Source organism: Nitrospirota bacterium, from assembly GCA_040757335.1.
GTDB lineage: Bacteria > Nitrospirota > Nitrospiria > 2-01-FULL-66-17 > 2-01-FULL-66-17 > JBFLXB01.
Map to the genome: position 1 here is coordinate 404970 of JBFLXB010000001.1, position 20984 is coordinate 425953.

General features: G+C 65.2%; 21 protein-coding genes. All 21 read right to left on the minus strand.

Translation table 11 applies throughout. The features are described 5' to 3' along the window. Positions 1-196: 196 nt before the first annotated feature. The 21 genes from AB1451_01930 to AB1451_02030 all read right to left on the minus strand — a co-directional run bounded on the left by AB1451_01930 (position 197) and on the right by AB1451_02030 (position 20979). Positions 197-517, minus strand: coding sequence for a PilZ domain-containing protein (locus tag AB1451_01930; protein ID MEW6681668.1), 321 nt, complete (start codon positions 515-517; stop codon positions 197-199). A 101-nt stretch (positions 518-618) separates the two neighbouring features. After that, positions 619-1359, minus strand: a complete 741-nt coding sequence (locus AB1451_01935) for a DUF6600 domain-containing protein (GenBank protein MEW6681669.1) — start codon at positions 1357-1359, stop codon at positions 619-621. 127 nt (positions 1360-1486) lie between these two features. After that, a complete protein-coding gene (locus AB1451_01940; protein ID MEW6681670.1) occupies positions 1487-2116 on the minus strand; it encodes a hypothetical protein in 630 nt (209 codons plus the stop codon). Positions 2117-2137: 21 nt separating this feature from the next. Beyond that, positions 2138-2587, minus strand: a complete 450-nt coding sequence (locus tag AB1451_01945) for a hypothetical protein (protein ID MEW6681671.1) — start codon at positions 2585-2587, stop codon at positions 2138-2140. Continuing rightward, entirely contained in the window at positions 2584-3129 is a 546-nt protein-coding gene (locus tag AB1451_01950; GenBank protein MEW6681672.1) for a zf-HC2 domain-containing protein, read from the minus strand. The genes AB1451_01945 and AB1451_01950 overlap by 4 nt, the downstream gene beginning before the upstream one ends. Continuing rightward, positions 3119-3724: a sigma-70 family RNA polymerase sigma factor gene (locus AB1451_01955; GenBank protein MEW6681673.1), complete on the minus strand. Its 606-nt coding sequence runs from the start codon at positions 3722-3724 to the stop codon at positions 3119-3121. The genes AB1451_01950 and AB1451_01955 overlap by 11 nt, the downstream gene beginning before the upstream one ends. 37 nt (positions 3725-3761) lie before the next feature. After that, positions 3762-4577, minus strand: coding sequence for a DNA repair protein RecO (recO, locus tag AB1451_01960; GenBank protein MEW6681674.1), 816 nt, complete (start codon positions 4575-4577; stop codon positions 3762-3764). A 6-nt stretch (positions 4578-4583) separates the two neighbouring features. Next, positions 4584-5945 carry a magnesium transporter gene (gene mgtE / locus AB1451_01965; GenBank protein ID MEW6681675.1) on the minus strand — a complete coding sequence of 454 codons (1362 nt, stop codon included), beginning with the start codon at positions 5943-5945 and terminating at the stop codon, positions 4584-4586. Beyond that, entirely contained in the window at positions 5942-6877 is a 936-nt protein-coding gene (era, locus tag AB1451_01970) for a GTPase Era (GenBank protein ID MEW6681676.1), read from the minus strand. Before era ends, mgtE begins: the two co-directional genes overlap by 4 nt. Continuing rightward, positions 6874-7290, minus strand: coding sequence for a septum formation initiator family protein (locus tag AB1451_01975; GenBank protein MEW6681677.1), 417 nt, complete (start codon positions 7288-7290; stop codon positions 6874-6876). Before AB1451_01975 ends, era begins: the two co-directional genes overlap by 4 nt. After that, positions 7287-8597 (minus strand): phosphopyruvate hydratase, encoded by a 1311-nt coding sequence (gene eno, locus AB1451_01980; GenBank protein ID MEW6681678.1) that lies wholly within the window; start codon positions 8595-8597, stop codon positions 7287-7289. The genes AB1451_01975 and eno overlap by 4 nt, the downstream gene beginning before the upstream one ends. A gap of 198 nt (positions 8598-8795) precedes the next feature. Further along, positions 8796-9245: a cytochrome C gene (locus tag AB1451_01985; GenBank protein ID MEW6681679.1), complete on the minus strand. Its 450-nt coding sequence runs from the start codon at positions 9243-9245 to the stop codon at positions 8796-8798. Then, positions 9242-10699 carry an Asp-tRNA(Asn)/Glu-tRNA(Gln) amidotransferase subunit GatB gene (gene gatB / locus AB1451_01990; GenBank protein ID MEW6681680.1) on the minus strand — a complete coding sequence of 486 codons (1458 nt, stop codon included), beginning with the start codon at positions 10697-10699 and terminating at the stop codon, positions 9242-9244. Before gatB ends, AB1451_01985 begins: the two co-directional genes overlap by 4 nt. Before the next feature lie 156 nt (positions 10700-10855). Continuing rightward, on the minus strand, positions 10856-12325 hold the full coding sequence (gatA, locus tag AB1451_01995; GenBank protein ID MEW6681681.1) for an Asp-tRNA(Asn)/Glu-tRNA(Gln) amidotransferase subunit GatA: 1470 nt from the start codon (positions 12323-12325) through the stop codon (positions 10856-10858). Next, positions 12318-13823 (minus strand): HD domain-containing protein, encoded by a 1506-nt coding sequence (locus AB1451_02000; GenBank protein MEW6681682.1) that lies wholly within the window; start codon positions 13821-13823, stop codon positions 12318-12320. Before AB1451_02000 ends, gatA begins: the two co-directional genes overlap by 8 nt. A gap of 45 nt (positions 13824-13868) precedes the next feature. Next, a complete protein-coding gene (gene panD, locus AB1451_02005) occupies positions 13869-14219 on the minus strand; it encodes an aspartate 1-decarboxylase (GenBank protein ID MEW6681683.1) in 351 nt (116 codons plus the stop codon). Between the two features lie 102 nt (positions 14220-14321). After that, positions 14322-14609: an Asp-tRNA(Asn)/Glu-tRNA(Gln) amidotransferase subunit GatC gene (gene gatC / locus AB1451_02010; protein MEW6681684.1), complete on the minus strand. Its 288-nt coding sequence runs from the start codon at positions 14607-14609 to the stop codon at positions 14322-14324. After that, a complete protein-coding gene (locus AB1451_02015; protein MEW6681685.1) occupies positions 14609-16912 on the minus strand; it encodes a UvrD-helicase domain-containing protein in 2304 nt (767 codons plus the stop codon). The genes gatC and AB1451_02015 overlap by 1 nt, the downstream gene beginning before the upstream one ends. A gap of 44 nt (positions 16913-16956) precedes the next feature. Further along, positions 16957-18789 carry a glutamine--fructose-6-phosphate transaminase (isomerizing) gene (gene glmS, locus AB1451_02020; protein ID MEW6681686.1) on the minus strand — a complete coding sequence of 611 codons (1833 nt, stop codon included), beginning with the start codon at positions 18787-18789 and terminating at the stop codon, positions 16957-16959. Positions 18790-18805: 16 nt separating this feature from the next. Next, positions 18806-20281: a bifunctional UDP-N-acetylglucosamine diphosphorylase/glucosamine-1-phosphate N-acetyltransferase GlmU gene (gene glmU, locus AB1451_02025; GenBank protein MEW6681687.1), complete on the minus strand. Its 1476-nt coding sequence runs from the start codon at positions 20279-20281 to the stop codon at positions 18806-18808. Continuing rightward, positions 20278-20979, minus strand: a complete 702-nt coding sequence (locus AB1451_02030; protein ID MEW6681688.1) for a DUF502 domain-containing protein — start codon at positions 20977-20979, stop codon at positions 20278-20280. The genes glmU and AB1451_02030 overlap by 4 nt, the downstream gene beginning before the upstream one ends. Positions 20980-20984: the final 5 nt, after the last annotated feature.

Sequence of the window (20984 nt, forward strand, 5' to 3'; positions counted from 1 at the left end):
TTCGCGATCCGCAAGGAAGGAGATTTTCAGCCGCTCCTTCGGAGCGGTCCGGATTCTCGGTCGTCGGAAATCCTCACGTACGACCCAGTACGCTGCGGTTTCCTCCGCCCTGCGGCCTTGCAGCCGGATCTTTTTGAGCAGCCTGTCAAGCCGGTCAGCGACCTGCTAAGGAGCGACGACCGCCGCGGCGGTCGGGTTAACCCGAGCTCGTCACGAACAGCTTGATTTTGGTTCGATCCTCGTCCGTCATCCCCACGAACTGGATCCCCATGCCCACCGCCTCTTGGTGCCAAACCACGGTGCCTTCACCGGTGATCGGCTTATCCCAAGGGTTGTTGGTAAGCAGAAAGCTGAACGTGACCCGAGCGCCAGGCGGAAGGGGGTTCCGGGCGTCGACGAACAAGCCTTGCTCGCTCAAATCCGTCATCCGCGCGGTCATCGGAGGGCTATCGCTGGCATAACAAATTTCGACGAGGTGCGGGATGCGGGGAACGCGGCGCCGGTCTGACGAGTCCATATCGTCTTCCTCCAACAAGTGGCCGACGAGCCCAATCGTCGCTAAGTGTAGCACACAAAAACAGGATATCGCTCCGGCGCCGCGGGTCCCGTCCGTACCGTCTATCGGCGCTCCCGAAGGTCAAACCCGCGAGCGTGCCCGGATTCCGCCGTCCGCCCGCGGGAATCGCGGTGCGGAGCTCGGACACGAGCGTCCGTCCGAGGGGCCGCCACGCGGCGATCAGGCCTGACCACGTTGCGACGTTCAGCCTCGTCTCCGGTTCGGAACTGACGGCCACGGTGCTCCGTATCCGGCGCGAATACGCGACCCGGGGCCAGCGAACGAATGCCGTGTCGAACCCTGGCGTGCGGCGGAGGAACGCGGTGCGGGCGGACAATCGGGCCCTGGAAGGTCCACGCATCCGCGTACACCCAAAACCGCGGGTCAGAACCGATACTCACGTGTAGGCTTGCCGGCGTCCACGCCACGATCGGACCGGAGACGATCCAGGTGACCCGAGCCGGCGCCCAGACTGTTCCGGGGATCCACACCCAGCCCAAGCGACGCGACCACGTCCATTCGCCGTAGTGAAACGGCCCGTCTCCCCACGGATCAGCCGACACCCAGACCCAGCCGCCTTGCCACGCCCAGTGCCCCCGCCAGTACGGCCGCCAGTCCGCCTCGACGTACGGCACCCATACGCGGCCGTACGGCGGTTCCCAGCCCCACTCACCGTACCGATCGAGCTGGCCGAGGTCAGGAGGCCCGGGCCGGACGCCGTCGTCGTGGGCTGACGCAAAACCAGTGGCGCCTGCCAACACGAACCCGATCACCACCAAACCGGCTAGAAGTTTCTTTGTCATGGCCGTCCCTCCATTGGCGATTCGTTTCTTCGCAGACTCGCCAAGTTAGACGGTGACGCCGGAACATTATTCAGGGCAAAGAGAGTTGAACGCCGGCCGCTTCAGGATCAGGCAGACCAGGGCAGGATCAGGGATTGACCGGTTTCACTTCTCCCCGGCGGAACATGCTTTGCACGAGCGCGATGGTTTCATCCTGCGCCAGCGCATGGGTACGCTTCCACCCGCCCTTCACCTTCTGATAGACCTCGACCACGCCACGTTCCACCACGCGATCGTATTGAGCGAACACCAACGCGTACTCCTTGTACAGGCCACGGGCAACGATCGCTTTCTCGCCGTACCCGGCGTAGGTCCTCTGGTTCAATCTGCGCATGTTCGGATCTTCCACCATCCGTTTGATCTGAGGATAATCCTCCTCCACGAAGTTTTCGCGGAGCCACTCGGGATCAGCCGCCCGAAAGGCCGCAAAATCAGACGCCGAGGCCTGCTCCGGCGTTTTCCAATTGGCTTCGCGTCTTGTCTTCACCGGTGCCACTTTGATCGGCGGTTCGTACACTCGCCCGGGCAGGATGATCTCGACGATTTCTTCGGGTGATTTGCCCTTGACCATCGACGCCTCGCTGGGCAGCAGCGAGGCCTTGGCTCGGAATGCGATTGCGGGGTCCTCCTCCGCGCTGCGACCAACCGATGGGGTCACGATCACCGGCAACAGACCGACCAGGGCCGCAAGCGCGGCCGACGTGAGACGACGGTTCATGGTGTTATCCTCGTTGGTGAGCTAGAACGTACCCGACAATGCAACGATCAACACGCCGCCGGCGTGGGACGGACCGCCGACCACGATGGCGTTGTTGTTCGAGATTCGCACCGTGGTATCCAAAATGCGTTTCGAGCCTTCGGTAATCGTGACCAGGAGTTCCAGCCTTCCGTCGGACAGCCCGTAGGGATACAGGTCCAGAGTCCGCCCTCCGGGCAGCGGCAGGGCGTGCTTAGCGCCGAGCTTGGTCGACAGGGGATGCGTCTCGAGGAGTCGATAGTTGGTGAAGGTCAGCGACGAAAGTTGTGAGCGAAGTCTGGCCAGCGCGGGGTCGACCGCGGTTCCTTGGTTGGACGCGTGAATGACTTGGACGGTCAGACTGATCGGCGTCTGCGAGAATCCGTCGCTCGCGCCGGAACACGCCAGCATCAACGCGATGCCGATCAACCGCCGCGTCAACCGGCATCTCATATGGGCGTCAATCCGGGGTCCGACGGTTCTTCGGTTTCCGACAACCAGATGATGGCGGTCCGACCGCCGTCGGTGGTGAACACCATCACGGACCCCGCCGCGTCCAACCGGTCGATCTCCACCAGGCGCTCGGGGACCGGGGCTTGCCACACACCGACCCCCAAACCAACCCCGATGATCAGCGCCACCAGCGCCGCGGCGCCCGCAAAGACCGGCCAGGGATGAACCCACCGTGCGACATCATAGAAGAGCCTGCCACGGGGTGTCAAGCGCCCGGCGTCTCGCCGTGCGGCCGGCGCGGCCGCCGGCGGCCACGCAATGGCTGAAAGGTCTCGCGTCGCCTCGCTCGCGACCGTCTCGCGGAGGGCCGTTCCCCACTCCCGATACGCGGCAACGGCGGCTCGACAGCGCCCGCAGCCGGCGAGATGCCGCTCGACCGTCGATCGGTCGGTTCCGAAGAGTTCGCCGTCGACGAACGCACCCAGAAACGGGTCGACCGCGTCGCAGTCATCCGACGCGATCATCACGGGCTCATCGGTCATGGTGCTCCGTCAACAACGTGCGTAACCGCTTTCTGGCGTAGTGCAACCGCGACATCACCGTGCCCACGGCGCACTCCATGGTCTTGGCGATCTCCTCGTACGACATGCCTTCGACTTCCCGGAGCACGATCGCGGCGCGCTGCTCAGGCGTCAGAACCCGCAGGGCCTCCAGGATCGCCCGGCCCAGTTCCTTCCTCGCGACGCCCCGGTCAGGCGCCTCCAGCGCGGCGGTCAACCGCACTCCCTCGGGCGGATCGTCTTCCTCACCGCGCGAATCGTCGTAAGACGACGCCACGATCCGGTGCTCGGCCTTTCGAAGGTGGTCCAGGCACACGTTGGTCACGATTCGGCGCAACCAGGTCGAAAATTTGGCATCGCCGCGGAACGACCCGAGATTCTGATACGCGCGCAGGAACGCCTCCTGGGTCAGGTCCATCGCGGTCTCGTGGTGGTTTACGATGCCGTATGCCACTTGGTACATCCGCCCCCGATACCGGGTGACCAGTTCCCCAAAGGCGTCCGCGTCGCCGCGCTGCGCCCGAACCACCGACGCGTGGTCATCCGGCGGGTCTTGCGATGCGTTTTGGCCCGGCACCCCTCTGCTCGCGGGTACGCCCGACTCGGTCGGCAAACTAGACGTGACCGAGGCGCTCCGCATTCATGCGCGCCGCAACCCGTCGGTCCGGGACCAGTCGTTTGACGATGCGGCGACCGCGCTCCGCGACGCAGGCCTCCAGGAGGCCCCTGGCCTCACGGATGAGCTCCGGCCCGGCGGACAAGCGCGGCCGCAAGGCCTCCGGCATCCGCAGGGCCTGCCGGAGCAGCGCGTGAACTCCCGCAGTCATGGGAAAACCGGCCGGGGGCCCGGAGGCTCCGACCGATTGATTCGCGTAACACCCTTCGCACACGGTGCCACCCAGTTGAGGCACGAACACCCACCGCGGCGAGCCGGAAGCCTGCGGAGTGCCGCCGTGGCGCCCGACCAGGCACCGGTCCACGCGGGGCTGATAGCCCGCGGTCTGCAGAAGCGACAGGAGATACCAGAACACCCGGCGGTCGCCGTCCTCCCCGGCCTCCAGGGCTTGCAGTGCCTTGAGCAGGAGCGCGAAGGCGTCGCCGGCCGGCTGCTCTTCGGGTAAGAGCCTCCTCGCCGCATTGGCCATGGCCGCGGCGTTCATCAGCGCGTCGAGGTCGTCCCGTAGCCGCTGGAACGAATGGATCGAGTCGAAGTAATTCACGCTCCGAAGCACGGTGGCGCGGCGCTCGAACAGGATGGCGTGGCCATACGTGAACGGTTGGATCGCGCCGCCGAACCGGCTCTTCATGCGGCGGGCGCCCTTGGCCACACCCTTGAGGACGCCGCGTTCCAGGGTCAGGAAAGTGATGAGCGTGTCGGCTTCTCCCAGCTTCTGTCCCGCCAACACGATAGCCTGACAGTCAACGAGCATGCAAGGTTACGACATGAGTTGGTGCAACAATAGCGTGGCCAGACCCAGGTAGATCACGAGCCCCGTGATGTCGTTGGCCGCGGTCACGAAAGGGCCCGACGAAATCGCGGGATCGACGCCGATCTTCTTGAGCACGATCGGCATCAGGGTTCCCATAATGGCGGCCACCGTGATGGCGGCGAACATCGCCAGGCCGACCACCATGCCGAGCGTCGCCGGACCGTGCCAGAAGTACGCGACAGCGCCCACGATGGCCCCGCAGATCGTCCCCATCATCAGACCGACCGTGAGCTCTTTGAGAAACACGGCACCGATCTCGGCGGCCTCGATGCGCCCCATCGCCAGCCCCCGCACCATCAGCGTGGAAGTTTGCAACCCGACGTTTCCGCCCATCGCGGTGATCACCGGGATGAAGCTGGCGAGCGCGATCACTTCCCGGATCGCCGGGCGGAAGAACCACAGGAACACCCCGGTGATCAGCCCGCCCACCAGACTGGTGAGCAGCCACGGCATACGCATCCTGGCGGCACGGATACTGGACATTTGAAGCAGGTCCGCCTCGGTGGCGCCGGCCAGCTTCAGAATGTCCTCGGTCGCTTCCTCGCGGATCACGTCCACCACGTCGTCCACCGTGATGATCCCGACCAGGATATTGTCCTTGTCCACCACCGGGACGGCCAGGATATTGTACTTGGCGACGATCTTCGCCACCTCTTCCTGATCCATGTCGGTGACCACGCTGATCACGTCGGCGGTCATGATTTTTTTGAGCGGCGTGCCCGGTGCCACGACCAGCAACTGGCGCAAAGACACCACCCCGACCAGCCGCCCCGCGTCGTCCGTCACGTAGAGGTAAAAGACCATCTGCTTGGCCGAGGTCTCCTGGAGATGCGCAATGGCGTCTTTGACCGTCGTGTCCTCGTGCAGCGACACGAAGTCCGTGGTCATGATGCCGCCCGCCGTCTCTTCCGGATACTGCAAGAGGCCTTTGACGTCGCTGGACTCGTCGGCCTTCATGAGGTGCAGGATTTCCTGCGCCTTCTCTTCGGGCAGATTGCCGAGAATATCCGCCACGTCGTCGGAAGCCAGTTCGCGGAGCACCACCACCACGTCGTGCGGCGGCATGTCCGACAACAATGGGCTGATGGTCTCGGGTTCGCTTTCGCTGAGCACGGCGGCCCTGGCTTTGACGTCCCTGACCAATTCGAACACCGTGCGTCGCTCCTGCGGCGTCGCCAGGCGATGGATGACCTGGGCGAGATCCGCGGGCCGCATCTTGTTGACCATGTTGGACAGGTGCGTGATGGCCCCCCGGCGCAGGAACTTCCGGAGCGTCTCGACGATCATGTCGAACGTCGCGTCGGTCACGTGTACCCCAACTCGCCGAGCTGCCGCGCGTCCTGTCGCCACTGCGGTTCGACCGTCACCCACAGCGCGAGGTACACGCGGCACCCGAGCAACCGTTCGAGCTCCAGGCGCGCTTGTTCGCCCACCTGCTTCATCATGGACCCGCCGGCGCCGATCACGATGGCCTTTTGCGATGCCTTTTCCACCAAGACCTGCGCGCGGATGCGAACCAACTTGGCGTCCGGGTCTTCCGCGAACTCCTCGACCCGCACCGCCACGGCATGCGGAACCTCTTCGCGGGTTCGCTGGAGGATCGCTTCGCGAATCCATTCCGCCGCCAGGGTCCGGACCGCCTGATCGGTATATTCGTCCTTCGGGTAGTGCGCCTCGGCGTGCGGCAGACGCTGGACGAACACGCGCACAAGCGGGTCGAGCGTGTCATCGGACAGCGCCGAGATCGGCACGATCTCCGCAAAGTCCCGCACCCTGCGGCACTCGTCGATCAGCGGCAACAGCGCGGGCTTCTTGACGCGATCCACCTTGTTGATCACCAACACGATCGGAACCTTGCGCGCTCCCACGAACTCGAGCACCGCGCGATCTCCGGGCCGCCAGCCTTCCGTCGCGTCGATCAGCACCGCGATCACGTCCGCGTCGTCCAGCGCTCCGCGCGCCGCGCGGATCATGGCCTCGTTGAGCAGGTGCCGCGGCCTGTGGATGCCCGGCGTGTCGATGAAGATCAATTCCGCGTCAGGCTGGTGGAGAATTCCCACCACGCGCGTGCGGGTCGTCTGCGGGACCGGGGACACGATCGCGACTTTCTCCCCGACCAGGCGGTTGATCAACGTGGATTTGCCCACGTTGGGCCTGCCCACCAGGGCGATCACGCCGCTTCGAAACGCGCGCGATGCCGTGGGCGCGGAGTCGGACGCTCGTACCGACGAGGCGCTCACGGCGTTCTCGTGTCTTCCGTGGACGGGAAGTAGTACACGGTCTCCCCCTTGCGACCCATTCCAAGCCGCTCGCGCGCGATCGACTCGATCGTGAGCGGATCGGACTTCAGGTGCGCGATGTCGTTGCGCAGCGCGGCGTTCTCGGCCTCGATCCTCGCGATGTCGCGCTTGAGATTTCGCTGATGATCCGCCATGCCGGCCACGCGCCACAACCCGCGTTCACCGAACAGCAGCGCGCCGACGAGGGCCACGACCAGCGGCACACCCACCGCCAAGGTGATCGAGCGCCCGACCCGTTGGCGACGCTCGGCCTCGGCCTTGCGTCGATTCGCCCGCGCCCACGAGCCCCCGCGGTGCACCCGGGTCGGCTTGGGACGCCAGTCGGTGCCGCCCCCTGAGACCGTGCGTCTCACCGCCGTTTTCCTCTGATCCCCCGTCCGCCCACGTACAAATCCGAGGCGTCGAAACGGGCCGCTTCGGCCAGATCCTCCTCGAGCCGCAGCAACTGGTTGTACTTGGCCACCCGGTCGGTCCGCGACAACGAGCCGGTCTTGATCTGACCCGCGTTGACCCCCACGGCAAGATCAGCGATCGTGGTGTCTTCGGTCTCACCCGACCGGTGAGAGATAATCACTCCGTAGCTGGCCCTTTGCGCCAACTCAACGGTCTCCAGGGTTTCCGTGACGGTCCCGATTTGGTTGAGCTTGACCAGGATCGCGTTCGCGCAACCCTCCGCGATTCCTCGAGCCAGCAGCTCGGCATTGGTGACGAACAGGTCGTCGCCCACGAGTCGGACCCGGCCCCCCAGGCGCTCGGTCAACAGGCGCCACCCCTTCCAGTCGTTCTCCGCCATGCCGTCCTCGATCGACACGATCGGGAACCGGTCGAGCAACCCCTCGTACCAATCCACCAGGTGCTCGGCCGACCGCTCCACCTTCTTGCCCCCGGCCCGAAACAGGTATTTCCCCTTGGAATACAGCTCGCTGGAGGCCACGTCCAACGCCAGCGCCACGTCGCGACCCACCTCGTACCCGGCCTCGCCGATCGCGCGGACGACCATGGTCAAGGCCTCTTCGTTCGAGCCCAGTCGCGGCGCGAACCCGCCTTCGTCTCCGACCGCCGTGGTGTGACCGCTCTTCTTGAGCACGTCTTTGAGCGCGTGAAACACCTCGGCGCCCCAGCGGAGCGCTTCACCGAACGATCCGGCGCCGCGGGGGACGATCATGAATTCCTGCAGGTCGATCCCATTGTCCGCGTGCGCGCCGCCGTTCAAGATGTTCATCAGGGGTACGGGCAGCCGACGGGCCCGGACCCCTCCCACGTATCGGTACAGCGGCACCCCCTGTTCCGCCGCGGCCGCGTGCAGGACCGCGAGCGAGACGGCCAGGATCGCGTTGGCGCCCAGCTTGTGTTTGGTCGGCGTGCCGTCCATGTCGATCATCGCGCGGTCGATCACGGCCTGCTCCGAGGCTTCGTAGCCCACCAGCACCGGGCCGATCGTCTCGTTGATCTGCCGAACTGCCTTGAGCACGCCTTTGCCGCGAAACCGCTTGGCGTCGCCGTCCCGCAGCTCCAAGGCCTCGCGCTCGCCCGTCGAGGCGCCGGACGGCACGGCCGCGCGCCCGCCCGCGCCGCTCTGCAGCACCACCTCGGCCTCCACGGTCGGCATCCCGCGGGAGTCTATGATTTCGCGCCCGAATACCTGAATGATTTCGCTCATCCTAAGGTTCCCTCTCTTAGGAGCCTGTCCATGAACGGTCATCTGCGGCGTTGCCGCTGCGCATCCGCTCCTCACGTACGCACTTAGTACGCTGCGGTGCGGTGCTCGCGGCGCCTTGCATCTGACTCGTTCCTGAACAGGCTCGACGGTGTCGGGTCACCAACAACGTAAAAGCACCTCGGGCGTAATCCATCGCTGTTACGTGTCGGACTGGCGCACTTCGCCCTCGAATTCCCAGTCCTCTCGGTGTTTGTGGCAATCCTTGCACGCTTTGCCGGCCATCGGCAATTTTTTGTGCGGAGGCTCGATCTTGACCGGATCGTGGCACTGCGTGCAGAACCGATCGGGCAGCTTGGCCTTGAACGGTCCACGCAGGTCCTCTTCGCTGTCTATAAAATGCGCGACGAACATCCCCAGCCCCCGCGCCTGCGCTTCCAGCACGCCCAGCGGCCCGGGACCCGAGTGGCACATGATGCAGTCGGGATGATCCTCTTCCGCGCCGGACACCTTCCACCCCTTGCCGGGACGTTCCATTTCGTGGCACGAAACACAGAACGCCGGACTGCGCTCCAGCGCCCGTCCGCCGGTCGAGAGCCCGATACCAATGAGCACCGCCGCGGTTGGAATCACCACCCATCGCCACCTCATGGCGCGAGACGCGCCTTGAGCAACTCGTTGACCTTGGCCGGGTTCGCCTTCCCCTGCGTGCGTTTCATCACCTGCCCGACGAAAAACCCAAAGAGTTTGTCTTTCCCGGAACGGTATTGCTCCAGCTCTTTGGGGCTGTCCGCGAGCACCTGGTCGATCACCGCGGCAAGTTCCCCGGCATCGCTGACTTGCGTCAGGCCTTTCGCCGCCACCACCGCGTCGGGTTCCGCTCCCGTGCGGTACATCTCCTCGAACACGGTCTTGGCGATCTTGCCGCTGATGGTCCCGTTCTCCATCAGCGCGAACAACGCCGCGAGCGACTTGGGCGTCACTCGGCAGGCCTCGATCTCGAGGCCGTCGGCGTTGAGCAACGCCAGCAGCTCGCTCATGATCCAGTTGGCTGCGGCCTTGGCCGGTCCGCCCTGCCGAACCACGGCCTCGTAATACTCCGCCAGCGCGCGGCTCCCGGTCAACACGGTCGCGTCATAGCTGGACAACCCGTATTGCGCGGCGAACCGCGCCCGCTTGGCCTCGGGTAGCTCGGGCAGGCCGGTCCGGATCTCCTCGATCCACGCGGCCGGCGGGGCAAGCGGGACCAGGTCGGGTTCCGGAAAGTATCGGTAGTCGTGGGCGTCTTCCTTGGTCCGCATCGACGCCGTGACCCCGCGCTGGGGATCGAAGAGCCTGGTTTCCTGCACGATGCGCTGCCCCGATTCCACTTGGTCGATCTGGCGCTGCACCTCGTATTCAATCGCGCGTTTCACGTATCGGAACGAGTTGATGTTCTTCAACTCCACCCGCGTGCCGTAGGTCTCGCTGCCCAGGGGCCGGATCGACACGTTGGCGTCGCAACGAAAGCTGCCTTCTTCCATGTTGCCGTCGCAGATGCCGAGATACACGACCAATTCGCGCAGCGTTTTCAGATAGGCCACGGCTTCGTCGGAGGAGCGCAGGTCGGGTGCGCTCACGATCTCCAGCAACGGCGTGCCCGCGCGGTTCAAGTCCACGTGGCTCTCGCCGTCGCCGATATCGTGGAGATTCTTGCCCGCGTCCTCTTCCAGGTGCGCGCGGATCAAACTGACGCGCTTGGTCCCGCCGTCCAGCGCCACCTCCAGCCAACCCCCTTCGCAGATCGGCAACTCGTATTGGGAGATCTGGTACCCCTTGGGCAAGTCCGGGTAAAAGTAATTTTTGCGGGCGAAACGGCTGGTGTCCGCGATGTGCGCGTTCACGGCGAGGCCGAGACGGATCGCGAACTCGACCGCACGGCGGTTCACCACCGGCAACACCCCAGGCATCCCCAAGCACACCGGGCACACTTGGGTGTTCGCGGCGGACCCGAAGGTGGTCGAACATCCGCAAAACATCTTTGATCGCGTGAGGAGCTGGGCGTGGACTTCCAACCCGATCACGGTTTCGTACGCGGTCTTGGTCGCGGTAGCGCTCGTGGTCATCGATGTTCCTCCTTCCCCCCTTGCGGGGGAAGGTCGGGATGGGGGGAGGTCTCGATCTGGATCACGATAGCTCCACCGTCCCCCCACCTCAGTCCTCCCCCGCCAGGGGGGAGGAAGCAACCTGATAGTATCCTCATGCCAATTCTCTCGCTTCGCTTACAGCGTCGGCTTTCGGTCTCTCCACTCCGTCGCGCCCTCGTAGGCAGCGGCCGCACGCAGGATCGTGGCCTCCGCGAACGGTTTGCCGATCAGTTGAAGCCCGATCGGCAAACCCTCAGTCGAGAACCCGCACGGCAGCGACAGCGCGGGCACGCCGGCGAGATTCACGGAGATGGTGAAGATATCCGACAGGTACATCTGCAACGGGTCCTGCGTCTTCTCGCCGATTCGGAACGCGGGCGTAGGCGCGGTGGGTGTGGCGATCACGTCCACTCGCTCGAAGACCCGGTCGAAATCGCGCTTGATCAACGTGCGCACGCGCTGAGCCTTGGCGTAATAGGCGTCGTAGTAGCCGGAGGACAATGCGTATGTGCCGAGCATGATCCGGCGCTTGACCTCCGGACCGAACCCTTCGGCGCGGGTCCGGAAGTACAGGTCCATCAGGTTCGCCGGGGACTTGGCTCGAAAGCCGTATTTGACCCCGTCGTAGCGCGCGAGGTTGGAGCTGGCTTCGGCCGTGGCGAGCAGGTAGTACACCGCCACCGCGTACTCGGTGTGGGGCAGCGAGACTTCTTCGATCGTCGCGCCCTCGCGCTCCAGCACGCGAACCGCGGCCTTCACCGATTCCTCGACCGCGCGATCCATCCCGGGGACGAAGTACTCCTTGGGCACGCCGACGCGCAGGCCCCGCACGCCGGTCCTCAGGTCCGTGGTGTAATCGGGACGCGGGACATCGGCCGACGTGGAGTCGTTCGGGTCGTGGCCCGCGACCGCGTTCAGCAACAACGCGCAGTCCTCCACGTCTTTGGCGAACGGACCGATCTGATCGAGCGAGGATGCGAACGCCACCAGGCCGTAGCGGGACACCCGACCGTACGTGGGCTTGAGCCCGACCACGCCGCAGCATGCGGCGGGCTGGCGGATCGAGCCCCCGGTGTCGGACCCGAACGCACCCAGGCACGCGTCCGCGGCCACGGCCGCCGCGGATCCGCCACTCGACCCGCCGGGAATGCGGTCTCGGCTCCACGGGTTTTTGGTGACGCCGAACGCCGAGTTCTCGGTGGACGAGCCCATGGCGAACTCGTCCATGTTGGTCTTGCCCGCGAACACGGCGCCCGCGGACCGTAGGCGGTCCACCACCGTGGCGTCATAAGGCGGGACAAACCCCTCCAGGATCTTCGACGCGCACGTGGTCTTGATCCCGGTCGTGCACAGGTTGTCCTTCAGCGCGATCGGAATGCCGGTCAGGGCGGTCACGCCTTCGCCCGAAGCCAACCGTCGATCCGCTTCATCCGCCTGCTGGCGCGCCAAGTCGCGCGTGAGCAGCAGGTATGCGTGCAGGTCGGGCTCGACCGCCGCGATCCGGGATTCGATGCTCTGATACAGATCCCGCGCGCTGACTTGTCGCGCCTTCAACAGCTCGTGCGCCCGGTGGATCGTCAATTCGTAGAGCGCCTGCTCAGCCATCGGAGACCATTGCTCCCGTCTGCCGTTTGAGCCACGCCATGGCCTCGTCCGCGGTCGTGACCTCGCCCGCCAACTGCGCCTCGCGTACCAAGGCCAGGTACTTGCCCACGGTCGGTCCGGGCCTGATGCCGAACTCCGTCATGATCCGCCGGCCGTCGACCAACGGAGGCGGCAATCCCGTTCGCGCACGGTCGAGTTCCGCCAGCTTGGCGATCCGCCCGCGCATGGCGCGGTAGTTGGTCAGGTCCGGAGTTCCGGACGGCGGAACCGTGGCGGACCCGTCCGCCCACATCACCATCAAGAGCTGCTCCCCCGCCCGCCGGTCGGCGAAGAAGTAGCGTTCGATCGTGGAGTTCTTCATATCCTCGATGGCGCCGTGCACCAGCAACAGATGATGCGCCACCAGCCACGCGAGCCGTTCCGGATCGATATGCCACCCGGAGTCCCGCGGAAACTGCGACAATTTGACCCGCTCGCAGATCGCCCTCGCCATCCGCGCACCCACGTTGTCGTGGTTGTTGAAGCGAATGCGGTCGGTTCCGTCCTTCTCTGGGGTGGTAATGGTCACCGGCTTGGCCACGTCGTGCAGCAACACCGCGAAGATCACCTCGGCATCCGGACGCTTTTCCGGCCACTCCGACGCGAACTCCGGCGACCGCAACCGTTCGAGCGCCAACCGCGTGTGCGTCCACACGTCGCCCTCGGCGTGATAGTTGGTGGGCTGCGGGCAGCCCTTCATCGACAACAGTTCCGGCAACACCGCGGCGATCGCCCCGCTCGCGTCCCACAGATCCAACGCCTTCACCGGATCGCTCGCGAACGCGCGGACCAACTCCCGCCCCACGGTTTCCCTGGGCACCACGAACTCGCTGTTCCGCGTCGCGTTGATCTGAGGCATCAACCGCAAAAGCGAGTTCCACGTGTCCGCATCCCACTCGAACCCAAGCTGGCACGCGAGCCGCAGGCCGCGCAACATGCGCGAATAATCTTCGGCAAACCGCAGATCGGGGTTGCCGACCGCGCGCAACCGCCGGGCGCACAGGTCGCCCTTGCCTCCGTGGGGATCGACGAGCTCCCCGCTCACCACGTCCAGCGCCATCGCGTTGACGGTGTAGTCGCGCCGGCTCAAATCGTCCTCGACGCGCAGCAGGGGATCGGACTGGACCGTGAACTCGCGGTACGCCCCCGACAGACTCTCCGAGTGCTCCGTGCGCGGCAACGCGATATCGAAGGGCTCCTGGGGGTCGCCTCCCTCCGGGACGAACTTATAGACGCCGAACGTCTTGCCCACGAAGTTGACCCGTCCCAGGCCCCGGAGAAACCGCTCCAACGCGTCGCCCGGCACGCCCCGCACCACGAAGTCCAGGTCCTTGGTGTCGCGTCCCAACATCGCGTCCCGCACGGCGCCACCCACAAGGTAGACCTGGGCCTGCGGGAACCGCCGGGTGAGGGCGCCCAGGAACGCCAGTTGAGGTTGTTTGAGCGCTTCGATTTCCATTGTCTCCGAGCAGGCGGACGTCATCGAACCGGAAAGCCGGGGAACTTAGCCCTTGATCCGGTTCTTCTCATCGACCCTGATGATCGTCGGTTTGTAATTGGCCAACTCCTCCTGCGAGTAGTACTCGTAGCAGAAGATGATGATCTGGTCGCCGATCATGGCTTTGCGCGCCGTGGGCCCGTTCAGGCAGACGATGCCCGACCCGCGCGGCCCCGGGATCACGTAGGTCTCGAACCGTTCGCCGTTCTGCACGTTGGACACCATGATCTGCTCGTACGGGAGCATCCCCGACGCGTCGATCAGATTCTGATCCAGCGTCAGACTGCCTTCATAATCAATGTCCGCGCCGGTCACCGTGGCGCGATGAATCTTGGACCGCAGCATCAACCGCAGCATACGTTCGCTTCTCCAGGCCTCGGCAATACTCCTCTTTCAGGGCACTGATCCCCCGTTCGTGGTGAGCTTGTCGAACCACGTTCCACCCCGTTCACCACTGGGTCACTCGATGATCTTCGGCACACGGAAGCACCCTGAATCCGCGTCTGGTGCATTGACCAGCGCCTCGTCGCGCGCCAGCGACGGTTTCACCTCGTCCTCCCGCAAGACGTTCTGCATCGGGATCACGTGCGACGTCGGCTCCACATCCGACGTATCCACCCGATTGAGCGTTTCGACGTAGGTCAAGATCGACGAGAGCTGTCGGCCGAACAGGACCTTCTCCTCTTCGGAAACAGCCAGTCGCGCCAGCTTGGCGACGTGTTCCACTTGTTCGCGCGTGATCTCCACTACGCCAACTCCAGTCTCGCGAATTTGACCGCCAACTTCTTGGTCCCGGCCGAGCGAAACGCCACCACCACGCGGGCCTCGTCGCCTTCCCCTTCCGCGGTCTGGATCGTGCCCACGCCCCAAACCGGATGCCGGACGCGCGTGCCGATCGCAAACCCCGAGCGGTCCGGCTGGTCGCCGGGATCTTGATTATACGGGTTGAAGGGAACCGTTCGCCGCGAAAACGGGCGGTCGCCCAACGAGCGTCGCCATCCGCCGGTCTGCGAGTCCCGCGGCCTCCCCGCTTCCGCCTCCGAACGATCGTCCAGACCCACGGGGCATTTCAACTCGTCCGGAATCTCGTCGAGGAACCGCGACGGCGCGTTGAACTGCACCGAACCATACAGCCGCCGCAACCCCGTGTAGGTCAGATACAGTCGTTCCTTCGCGCGCGTCATGCCCACGTAACACAAACGCCGCTCTTCTTCCATCGCGTCCGGGTCCTGCAGCGAGCGCGAGTGGGGGAACAATCCCTCCTCCGCCCCCACGATGAACACCACCGGGAACTCCAATCCCTTGGCGGAGTGGAGCGTCATCAGCGGCACCGCGCCGTCCGCCGAGGTCAACGCATCCGTGTCGGACACCAACGCGACGCGGTCGAGAAAGGCGGTCAGGGGCGAGGAGCGTTGTTCGTCGCTGGTTGTTGGTTGTCCGGTCAACGGAGAGCGATCAACCGACAACGTCTCTTTACCATATTCCTCTTCGAATTCCTCGACCGCCGAGAAGAGTTCCTGGATGTTCTCGATCCGGGACTCCGCCTCGGCTCCGAACTCTGCGCGCAACGTTTCGATGTAGCGGGTCCGCTCCAACACCGCGGTCAGCAACGCGGCCAGCGACGTCCGGCCCGCCAGTTCCCGCAAGCCGTCACACAACGTCAGAAACCGCTCGATCGCCCGCCGCGAGCTCGCGACCAGGCGGTCGGGATCGCCGGCGACCTTGCCCAGCGCGTCCGACCACGACACGCCGTTCTCCGCGGCGTACTCGTCGATGCGCTCCACGGCGGTGGCTCCGATCCCGCGGGCCGGCACGTTGATGATGCGCTTGAGGCTCACCCCGTCCGCGGGATTCGCGATCACCCGCAGGTACGCTACCACGTCCTTGATCTCCTTGCGCTCGTAGAACCGCAGCCCGCCCACGATCACGTAGGGAATGCCGTCGTTGCGCAGCCGCTCTTCCAATGCGCGCGACTGGGCGTTGGTGCGATAGAGCACGGCGAAATCGCGGTAGACCTTGCCCGCCCGCAGATGTTCGCGCAGCGCGCGGCACAGATATCCGGCTTCGGCCTCGTCGTCGGACAGACGCGCAACCGTGATCTTCTCCCCACCCAGACGATCGGTCCACAAGCGCTTGGGCTTGCGCGACGGGTTGCGCTCGACCACTGCGGAGGCGGCGTCCAGGATCGCCTGGGTGGAACGGTAGTTCTGCTCCAGGGTGACGACCGCCGCGTTGGGGAAGTCCTTTTCGAACTCCAGGATGTTGCGCACGTCGGCGCCGCGAAACGCGTAGATGCTCTGATCGTCGTCGCCCACCACGCACAGATTGGCCCGCTCGCCGGCCAGCAGGCGAATCAACCGATACTGCGCGAAATTGGTGTCCTGATACTCGTCCACCAGCAGGTAGCGAAATTGCCGCTGGTACCCGGCGAGCACGTCCGGAACCCGTTCGAACAGCGCCACGGTCTGCATGAGCAAATCGTCAAAGTCCCAGGCCCCCGCGTCCCGCAGCCGATCCTGGTAGAGCCGGTAGGTGCGGGCCGCCGCGTCGTCCATGCCGAAGGGCTGGGCGTCGGCCCGAAAGGACTCCGGCGTCGCGAGCGCATTCTTGAGGTCGGAGATTCGCCGCGCGATCGCCTGCGGTTTGTACACGTCTTCGTTGATGCCGAGCGCCCGCACGCACTCGCGGATCAAGGTCGTCTGATCGCCCGCGTCGTAGATGACGAATTCCCGCGGGTAACCGAGGCGCTCCGCGTGCGTTCGAAGGATTCTGACGCAGGCCGAGTGAAACGTGCTCACCCACACCCCGCGGCCCGCAGGGCCGAGGAGACGCTCCACCCGGTCCTTCATCTCCCCCGCGGCTTTGTTCGTGAACGTGACGGCCAGAATCTGGGCCGGATGCGCCCGTTGCGAGGCGATCAGGTGCGCGATCCGATACGTAATCACGCGCGTCTTGCCGCTGCCCGCGCCGGCAAGGATCAGCAGCGGTCCGTCGGTATGCTGCACGGCTTTGCGCTGCGGCGGGTTGAGGTCGTCGAGCAAATCGTTCATGGGCAACCGTTGTTCGTTCAATAACGAATAACGCTCTTCGCTTCTCATTCGACCGTGACGCTCTTGGCCAAGTTCCGAGGTTGATCCACGTCGCTGCCGCGCAGGACCGCGATGTGGTAAGCCAGCAACTGCAAGGGCACCACCGCCATTATCGGCATCACCAACGCGTCCAGTTCCGGAATGCCGATCACCGCGTCGGCCTTGGCCGAAGCGTCTTCGTCGCCTTCGGTCACCACCGCGATCACGGCCCCCCCGCGGGCTTTGACCTCCATGACGGCGTTGAGGATCTTGTCGTACGAGGCGTCGCGCATCGCCAACATCACCACGGGCAGGCCCTCGTCGATCAGCGCGATCGGACCGTGTTTCATTTCGCCGGCCGGGTACCCCTCGGCGTGGATGTACGAAATCTCCTTCAGCTTCAGCGCGCCTTCCAGCGCGATGGGGTAGTGCGGCCCACGGCCCAGGTACAGGAAATCATCGCGAGCGGCGAAGCCCCTCGCGATCTCGCCCACGCTCTTAGCTGCTCGCCGCAACCAGTCTTCGAACTGGGCCGGGAGCTGAAACAGGGCGTCCGCGTAGCGTTTTTGCGTCGCGGCGTCGAGCCGTCCTCTCGCCTGTCCCAGCGCAAGCGCGAGCAACACCATCGCGGCCAGCTGGCACACGAACGCCTTGGTGGACGCCACACCGATTTCCGGGCCGGCGTGAGTGTATAACACGCCGTCGGCCTCGCGCGCGATCGTGCTGCCCACGACGTTGCACACGGCCAGGGTGCGGCCGCCCCGGGCTTTGGCCTCGCGCAGGGCGCCCAAGGTGTCCGCGGTTTCGCCCGATTGGGAGATCGCCACCACCAGATCGGTCGGCGACACGATCGGATCCCGGTACCGGTACTCCGACGCGATATCCACTTCCACCGGAACGCGGGCCAGTCGCTCGATCAAGAATTTGCCGACCAGGCCTGCGTGCCACGACGTGCCGCACGCGGTGATCGTCACCTTCGCGGTCTGACGAAGCGCCTCGGCCGGAACCCCCAACTCCTCGAGGTACACCGCCCCGGTCTCGTGCGACAGGCGGCCCTGGATGGTGTTGATGAGGGCCTGCGGCTGTTCGAAAATCTCCTTCAACATGAAATGCTTGAATCCGCCCTTTTCAGCCATCGCGGGGCTCCAGGAAATCGCCACCGGCCGGCGCTCGCGCGGCCGGCCCTCCAGATCGCTGATCTCGACGCGGCCGGCCGACGCGACAATCACGTCGCCGTCCTCCAGGAACATCACCGAGCGCGTGTGGGCGAGGATCGCGGGCACGTCCGACGCGATGAACTGCTCGCCTTCGCCTACGCCCACGATCAGCGGGCACCCGTACCGAGCCGCCATCAGGACACCGGGTTCGCTCTCCGCCATCGCGACGACGGCGTATGCCCCTTTCAGCCGGGACAACGCTCCCCTGAACGCCGCCTCGAACGATTGGCCTTGTTCCAGGCCGCGATCGATCAGGTGCGCGATGATCTCGGTGTCGGTCTCGGAGCGAAATGTCCTCCCGGCGGCCGCGAGTTCGCGCCTCAGCGGCAGATAATTTTCGATGATCCCGTTGTGGATCAGCACGACGCGGCCGGCTCGATGCGGGTGGGCGTTTTCCTCCGACGGACGCCCGTGTGTGGCCCATCGCGTGTGGCCGAGGCCGATGGTCGCGGCGTACCGAGAGCTTCCGATGACGTGTTCCAGGTTGGCGAGTTTCCCCACCGCCCGCCGGACCTCCAACACGCCGTGTTCGAGAAAGGCGACGCCCGCCGAGTCGTATCCCCGGTATTCCAACCGCCTCAACCCGTCGATCAGGATCGGGACCGCGGGTTGTTTGCCGACGTATCCGATGACGCCGCACATCGTGGTTTCTCCTCCGCTATCGCCGTTTCCGAGCCCGTCGCTTGACCGCGCGTGTCGCCTTTCGGGGTTTCACCGGAAGCTTCCCCACCGCTCGCGCCGGGTCCGCTCTCTCGACCGACCTGCGCTTCGCCGTCCATCCCTCCTTGATAGTCTGCTTCGCTCGCCCGATCGCCAGCGCGCCCGGCGGAACATCCTGGGTCACGATGGTGCCCGCGGCAATAGTCGCGCCCTTACCGACGGTCACCGGCGCGACTAGCTGGGTGTCGCTCCCGACGAAAACGCCGTCCTCGATGACCGTCCGCCACTTCTTGAACCCGTCGTAGTTGCACGTGATGGTGCCCGCGCCGATGTTCACTCCCTCACCGACCGTCGCGTCGCCCAGGTAACTCAGATGGTTCGCCTTTGAGCCGATCCCCAATTCGGTTTTTTTCAGCTCCACGAAGTTGCCGACACGCGCGCCCTTCCGCAGGACCGTTCCGGGGCGAAAGTGCGCAAACGGGCCGATCGATGCGCCGTCCTCGATCACCGCGTCTTCGATCACGCAGCCATCTTTGACGGCCACGCCATCACCCAACCGAGTATTGATAAGATGGCTCGCCGGACCGAGCCAGCACCCAGATCCCACGACGGTTTCGCCCTCCAGCCACGCGCCCGGCGCCAGCGTCGTGTCTCGGCCGATCGTCACGGCGTCGTCGATCCAGATGCGAGCCGGATCGAGCAGCGTCACGCCTTCGGCCATCCACCGTCGGCGGATCCGGTCTCGCATCACGCCTTCTATCCGCGCTAAGTCCTCGCGGGTGTTCACACCCAGGACCTCCTCGGAAGCAACCGCCTCGGCCCGCACCACCAGGCCGCGGCCTACCGCCACCGCGATCACATCCGGCAGGTAATATTCGCCCTGCGCGTTGTCGGGCTTGATGGCGTCCAGCGCTCGCCGCAGAAACGTGGCGTCCATCACGTAGAGGCCGCCGTTGACCAGGCGGATCGCGCGCTGATCCGGCGTGGCGTCCCGTTCTTCGACCACCCCGACCACGCGCCCATCTTCCCCCACCACCACGCGTCCGTAACCGGAGGGCTCGTCCAGTTCGATCGCGGCGAGCGTCACCGCCGCCTCGAAGCGGCGATGGGCCTCCAACAGGCCACGCACGGTTTCGCCCCGGACCAGCGGCGTGTCCCCGCTGAGAATGATCACCGTGCCCGCTGATTCGGGAACCTGCGCCAGCGCGCAGCGCACCGCGTCCCCGGTCCCGCGCGGCGGTTCCTGGCGTACGATCACGGCCCGTCGGCCCACCCACTCCGCGACCGCGTCCCCGCCGTGCCCCACCACCACGACCATTGGCGACGCCCCAAGCGCTTCCGCGGCGCGCAAGACATAGTCCAACATGGGCCGGCCGCCCACCGCGTGCAGCACCTTGGGCGTCGCGGACTTCATGCGCTTGCCCTGTCCGGCGGCCATGACCACCACGGCCAGCTCCGGTTTTGCGGTGGTCATCGCGCGGCCTTTTCGGATGACGCCGGCTCCTCCCCGGCGGACGGCGTGTACATCCCGCCCGACACGAGCATCTTCATGGCGTCCTCCACGCTCATCGAGAGCGGGACGATCTCTTTCTCCGGGACGAACAGGAAATATCCCGATGTAGGATTCGGCGTGGTCGGCACGTAGACGTTGACCAACCGATCCGCGGTGATCTGCTGGATCTCGCCTTTTGTGATGCCGGTCACGAACGCAATCGAATACTGTCCTTTGCGCGGAAACTCCACCAGCACCACCCGGCTGAACTGCTCCCGGTTGTGGATCGAAAACGTGTCGACCACGGCTTTGAGCACTTGGTAGACGGTCTTGACCACCGGCACCTGCTTCAGCACGCTCTCCCACACCTCGACCAGCTTGCGTCCGAAGATGTTGGTCGCCAGCATGCCCACCAGCAGGAGCAAGGCGGCCAGCACCACGATGCCGAGTCCGGGAATGTAAAACGGCGTGTGCGAGGCGAGCAGGTTGCCCAGCACCCCCTCCAAGGACACGAACAAGGCCTTGAGGATCAGGTAGGTACCCCACAGCGGTGTGACGACCAACAGGCCGGTCACGAAGTATCGTTTGATCCGACTTCGGATTTGCATTCCCGCCCCGCCGGTCGCACCAGGCGCCGCAGGGTTGTCGGCTCGAGCCTGTTTTCGCGGTGGTCGCGGCATACCGA